Genomic DNA, 4,430 nt, shown 5'->3' on the forward strand with positions numbered 1-4,430 from the left:
ATAGATTTAGGAAGTAATCAATTTAGAATATTGCAAACTCCAAAAGTTGCAATGTTGGTTGGCAGCGGAATTTCACCAAGTGATGCCGGAGAAATTTGGCATTTATTCGATCAGCGTTATGATATGAATATTACAAAAATTGATTTGAATTATTTAAAAAGAGTTGATATTTCTAAATATACAAGTATTATTATTCCAAACTCAAATTTAAAGTTAGAGGCTAGTATTTTAACTAAATTAAAAACTTGGACTCAAAATGGAGGTGTTTTAATTGGATATAAAAATGCTGTAAAATGGTTGTCTTCAAACAAATTTATTGATCTGAAATTTGAGAAAGTAGATGTTAAGGCTAACAATATTACTTTTGAACAGCGCAGGAATTTTTCAGGAGCACAAGTAATTGGAGGTGCTATTTTTGAAACAGATATAGATAGGTCGCATCCTGTTAATTTTGGATATACAAATTCTACCTTACCGATTTTTAGGCGTACAAAAATATTTATAAAACCAGATAGTAGTAGTTATAACAATCCTATAAAATATACTAAAAACCCACTTTTAAGTGGTTACATATCAAAACCTAATTTAACTGCTTTAAAAGGGACAGTTCCATTTCAAATAAAAAAGTTTGGCAGTGGTAAAGTTGCCGTTTTTACTGATAATACTAATTTTAGAGCCTTCTGGTACGGAACAAATAAGTTGTTAATGAATACCATATTTTTCGGAAAATCTATGTAGGTAATTTCATTTAAAAGAATTTTAAATATTGAAATGAAATGTTCCTCAAAAACTGTTATTTTTTATTTACAACAGGTTTCTTAGCTTGTTTTGGCGGCATTGGACCTCTTAAATGTATAATTAATCCATTTAAAAAATTACGTAAAAATTGGTCTCCACATTCCATGTATTTTGGATGATCTTCACTTCTAAAAATAGCACCTAGTTCACTTTTACTCACCTTAAAGTCAACCAATTCACAAATTTTTATAATATCTGTATCTCGTAATTTATGAGCTACACGTAATTTTTTAAAAATATCATTATTTGATAATCCCATATTCTTCTATTAAGTATTATTTGATATGTTAAAATTAAAAAGCAATTCCAAAACCTAAATTAAAAACTATATACCCATTTTCATTAATCCCAGGAATATCATCTGTTATTTCTACATAATCAGTTTTTGTGGTTCCTGTATTTTTTTCTGTACCAGTTATTTCAATTTGTTGTGGAATATCTCCAAACCCATAACCAGCTTCAATTCTAAAATAAAATTTGTTACCAAGTTTTGCTCCAATCTTTGCATTTAATGTGCTAACGTCAATACTTCCTTCAGCTTCTCCTTCATATAAAGTTCCATTAACAGTCTCTGCATCGGAATAGTTTCCATCAAGATTTAAAGTACCATAAGCTAATGATGCGTATAAACCTTTACCAGTTTCTTTAAAATAAATATTTGTTCCAGCTTCAAAATATTTTAAAGCAATTTTGGAAGCATCTTCTTTAATTGTAAAACCAGAATAATCTGCAAAAATAGCAATTCTATTATTTAGTAGCGGAGTTACATATTCAATATTTCCACCAATTATATTTGGTGTTCCAATTTTTAAACCAAATCTAATTGGATTTATTTCTTGTTTATCTTGTGCATAAGAAAATGTACAAAATATTAAAAGCAAAATAATACTGATTTTTTTCATGTTTTGGGGTTGAGGTTAGTGATGTTAAAGGTAATTAAATATTTTTTATAATAATTTAAATTTAATGTTGCTTAAGTTTTAATTGCATTTGTTTTACAGTTTGGGTACTGTTATCATGACTCCAGCCTGGAGGTCCAAAAATATACATAAATTTATGAATTAAATTTTTAGATTTTTTGGTATCGTTCCAAATGTCTTTATATTCGTGTGTTAAGATTACCCAGGGATTGTATGAGTCTGGTGCGTGAGTTACACCATATTCAACTTTAATGTTATCATCTAATTCTTTCCAAGTTCCAAAAATTTTATCAAAAATATTTAAAAACCCACCGTGATTTTTGTCCATATATTCCACATTCTTAGCATGGTGTACTTGATGCATTGTATGTGTATTGAAAATTTTTTCTATAAAGCCCATTTTTTTTATATATACCGAATGCAATTGAAATTGCCAAAGAGCTTCAATACCTAAACAAACTACTACCATTTCTGGTCTAAATCCTAATGCTGGTAACCACATATAAAATAATGGTTTGTATAAAATGGTAAACCATCCATTTCGAACAGCAGTTCCTAAATTAAAATTATTTGAAGAATGGTGTACAATATGCGCAGCCCATAAAAAACGTATCATGTGATTTTGCCTATGAAACCAATAGTAGGTAAAATCGTCTAATAATTGACAAGCAATCCAAATATACCAAGCATATCCAAAAGATTCCCACCCCATTATGTTTGTTCTTACTCCGTTAATTTCTGGATTAAATAATTCAAATACAAGATTGAAAATTACAATTGCAGAAATAGTTTTTATTAAAGGAGCAATTATTGCCGAACCAACACCCATAAATAGGCTGGCCCCTAAATCTTTCCATTCGTATAATTTTTTATTATGACTTTTGCTATAGGTAAGTTCAAGTAAAATTAGTGCTAAGAAGCAAGGAACTCCATACACTAATGGGTTGGTGAAATCCATTTATTGGTTTTATATTATTAAAAAGCTGAATATAAGAATATTTTATGAAACCTTTAAAAATTCAAGTTTTATTTCACATTTATTATGAATAAGCTAATTCAAAAAATAATAATTATCTTCTAAACTTTAGATTATATGTTATTTTGTAAAAATTAATCTGATAGCAACAATTAACATGAGGACTCCAAAAATTCTTTTAAGCATACGCTGGTCTATTTGAAGAGCTATTTTAGAACCAATAAACCCACCAATAATAAATAGTAGAGAAACAATTAGGGCAACTCTCCAGTCTATATTTCCTCCATCTCCAGTTGTATGGTAATTATAAACTGCTAAAAAAGTTACAGGAGGAAGCATTACAGCTAAACTTAAACCTTGAGCATTATGTTGGGTTAATCCTAAAAATATAACAAATAGAGGAACCATTATAATACCGCCACCAACACCAACCAAGCCACTTAAAATTCCAGCTAATAAACCAATAATAATTAAAGTAATAATTGCTGTTAACGTCATTTTCATATTATAATTCCGTAGGGACTTTTATTTCATATAATTTACGCGACTTATTATTTAATTTATTTTCTCGCAACCAAGGATTGTGGGTTTTTAAAATTTTGTAATTAATTCCCAGGTCCTTAGAGAAAACAGCAATATTGGTTATGGCCGTGTCAACTTTAATAGTTTTAGTTGCTTCTAATGCATATAAATCTTCTTTGTCAAAAATAAAACCATACTTATTTGGGTTAGAAAGAATTTCTTTTACTGCCACAATTCTAGGTAAGTATCTACTTGTTTCGGAAACCAATAATAAATCATAATAATTGTCAACTTTTTGATCGTTAATTCTTCTAGACATTCCTGCATTTCCTGCATTGTATGCTGCGGCAGCCATTGTCCAATTTCCAAAACGTTCTTTAGCAGCATTTAAATAATCGCAGGCAACTTGGGTCGCTTTTTCTAAATGATAGCGTTCATCAACATTTGAGTTAACTTCCAATCCGTTTTCTTTGGCTGTTGAACTCATTATTTGCCAAAAACCTTTTGCACCTGCAGGAGAAGTTACATTTTGCAATCCACTTTCAATTACTGCTAAATACTTAAAATCATCAGGAATTCCATTTTTTTCTAAGATTGGTTCTATAATTGGAAAATATTTATGAGCTCTTTTAAATAATAGTAATCCGTTAGATTGCCAATAGGTATTTACAAGTAATTCGCGATCTATACGTTCTTTTATACCAGTTTTTTCTATTGGAACTCGTTCGCCTGCAAATTCTAAATTGGAAGGGATTTTTAATGCCCTAATTTGATAGGTTTCGCTGGTATTTGTATCGGAATCTGTTTTTTTATTTTCTTTATTATCGGGTGCAGTTTTAGTTGCAAAAATCAATAAAGAACTTACCATAATTATGGCAATCAATCCTAAAATTTTAATTGTATTTTTCATGAGTATATTTTTTTTAAGTCTTATGTGTCGTAATTTTTTTAATAGAAACCTTAAGTTAAGATGATAAATTTCTATTGTTGTTAATGTACAAAATTATTTGAATTTTTAGTAGAAATGAAGCTATTTTAACAAAATAATTAGATTACTACTGATTAATTTTCTAAGCTCTTGAATAGTTTTTAAAAGTGCATAAAAAAACTTCGAGCAATTTATGCTCGAAGTTTTATATTTTTTAAACTCTTTAGGTGTTTTATTTATCGTTTTTAGATAAACTATAAGACAAACTAAAAATTAATTGTTCTGG

General features: G+C 28.7%; 5 protein-coding genes and 1 pseudogene. 1 reads left to right on the forward strand and 5 read right to left on the reverse strand.

Annotation, left to right across the window (positions count from 1 at the left end; all coding sequences use genetic code 11):
• Positions 1-738, forward strand: a pseudogene (locus tag AB1Z17_RS03280) (zinc carboxypeptidase); the annotation flags it as partial.
• 55 nt (positions 739-793) lie between these two features.
• Here AB1Z17_RS03280 and AB1Z17_RS03285 read toward each other — a convergent pair.
• The 5 genes from AB1Z17_RS03285 to AB1Z17_RS03305 all read right to left on the reverse strand — a co-directional run bounded on the left by AB1Z17_RS03285 (position 794) and on the right by AB1Z17_RS03305 (position 4,126).
• Entirely contained in the window at positions 794-1,057 is a 264-nt protein-coding gene (locus AB1Z17_RS03285; RefSeq protein ID WP_368050362.1) for a DUF1456 family protein, read from the reverse strand.
• A 34-nt stretch (positions 1,058-1,091) separates the two neighbouring features.
• Positions 1,092-1,700, reverse strand: a complete 609-nt coding sequence (locus tag AB1Z17_RS03290; protein WP_368050363.1) for a hypothetical protein — start codon at positions 1,698-1,700, stop codon at positions 1,092-1,094.
• A gap of 61 nt (positions 1,701-1,761) precedes the next feature.
• Entirely contained in the window at positions 1,762-2,676 is a 915-nt protein-coding gene (locus AB1Z17_RS03295; protein ID WP_368050364.1) for a sterol desaturase family protein, read from the reverse strand.
• A 138-nt stretch (positions 2,677-2,814) separates the two neighbouring features.
• Positions 2,815-3,198: a TSUP family transporter gene (locus AB1Z17_RS03300; protein WP_368050365.1), complete on the reverse strand. Its 384-nt coding sequence runs from the start codon at positions 3,196-3,198 to the stop codon at positions 2,815-2,817.
• A gap of 1 nt (position 3,199) precedes the next feature.
• Entirely contained in the window at positions 3,200-4,126 is a 927-nt protein-coding gene (locus tag AB1Z17_RS03305; protein ID WP_368050366.1) for a lytic transglycosylase domain-containing protein, read from the reverse strand.
• Positions 4,127-4,430: the final 304 nt, after the last annotated feature.

This window comes from Lutibacter sp., assembly GCF_040883305.1.
In the GTDB taxonomy this organism is placed as follows: Bacteria; Bacteroidota; Bacteroidia; order Flavobacteriales; family Flavobacteriaceae; genus Lutibacter.

Coding starts and splice junctions, on each gene's coding strand:
- AB1Z17_RS03285 (WP_368050362.1), bottom strand. CDS start 1,057: ATGGGATTATCAAATAATGATATTTTTAAAAAATTACGTGTAGCTCAT.
- AB1Z17_RS03290 (WP_368050363.1), bottom strand. CDS start 1,700: ATGAAAAAAATCAGTATTATTTTGCTTTTAATATTTTGTACATTTTCT.
- AB1Z17_RS03295 (WP_368050364.1), bottom strand. CDS start 2,676: ATGGATTTCACCAACCCATTAGTGTATGGAGTTCCTTGCTTCTTAGCA.
- AB1Z17_RS03300 (WP_368050365.1), bottom strand. CDS start 3,198: ATGAAAATGACGTTAACAGCAATTATTACTTTAATTATTATTGGTTTA.
- AB1Z17_RS03305 (WP_368050366.1), bottom strand. CDS start 4,126: ATGAAAAATACAATTAAAATTTTAGGATTGATTGCCATAATTATGGTA.